The sequence below is a fragment of the Roseateles sp. P5_B10 genome (assembly GCF_056400485.1).
Genome location: NZ_JBFULE010001234.1, coordinates 1 through 1081, shown reverse-complemented (window position 1 = coordinate 1081; position 1081 = coordinate 1). Strand labels below are relative to the sequence as shown.

The following is a 1081-nucleotide window of genomic DNA, read 5'->3' as shown; positions in this document are numbered from 1 at the left end:
CCACATCGAAGAACCCGTCGAATCCCTGCCCATCGGCCGCATCGGCGCACAGGCCGCCAAGCAGGTCATCCTGCAGAAGATCCGTGACGCCGAGCGCGAGCAATTGCTCAACGACTTCATGTCGCGCGGCGAGAAGATCTTCGTCGGCACGGTCAAGCGCCTGGACAAGGGCGACATCATTGTCGAAAGCGGTCGCGTCGAAGGGCGCCTGAAGCGCAGCGAAATGATCTCGAAAGAGAACCTGCGCACCGGTGACCGCGTGCGCGCCGTCATCCTCGGTGTGGACCCGACCCAGCGCGGCCCGCAAATCATGCTTTCGCGCTCCAGCCCTGAGTTCATGAAGGAACTCTTCGCCCAGGAAGTGCCGGAAATCGAACAAGGCCTGCTGGAGATCAAGAGCTGCGCCCGCGACAGCGGTTCGCGCGCCAAGATCGCCGTCATCAGCCATGACCGCCGTGTCGACCCCATCGGCACCTGCGTCGGTGTGCGCGGTTCGCGCGTCAACGGCGTGACGACCGAACTTGCTGGCGAGCGCGTCGACATCGTGCTGTGGAGCGAAGACCCGGCCCAGTTCGTCATCGGCGCGCTGGCCCCGGCCAATGTGCAATCCATCGTCGTGGATGAAGAGCGCCATGCCATGGATGTCGTCGTTGACGAGGAAAACCTCGCCATCGCCATCGGCCGTGGCGGCCARAACGTGCGCCTGGCGTCCGAGCTGACCGGCTGGCGCATCAACATCATGTCGGCCGAGGAATCGGCTGCCAAGCACGAGGTCGAGGCCGAGAGCGTTCGCAAGCTCTTCGTCGAGAAGCTCGACGTCGATGCCGAGGTCGCCGACATCCTGATCGCCGAAGGCTTCACCAGCCTGGAAGAAGTCGCCTACGTGCCCATGCAGGAAATGCTGGAGATCGAGGCCTTCGACGAGGACACCGTCAACGAGCTGCGCACCCGTGCCAAGGATGCCCTGCTGACGATGGAAATCGCCCGCGAAGAGAAGGTCGAAGAGGTCTCGCAGGACTTGCGCGATCTCGAAGGCGTGACCCCTGAACTGTTGAGCAAGCTGGCCGAAGGCGGCATCAAC

The 1081-nt window shown here is 63.4% G+C and carries 1 protein-coding gene; it reads left to right on the top strand.

The window, feature by feature from the left end:
• Positions 1-1081, top strand: a 1081-nt coding sequence (gene nusA / locus AC1DU6_RS32350; RefSeq protein ID WP_477862323.1) for a transcription termination factor NusA, incomplete at both ends; no start/stop codon positions are given.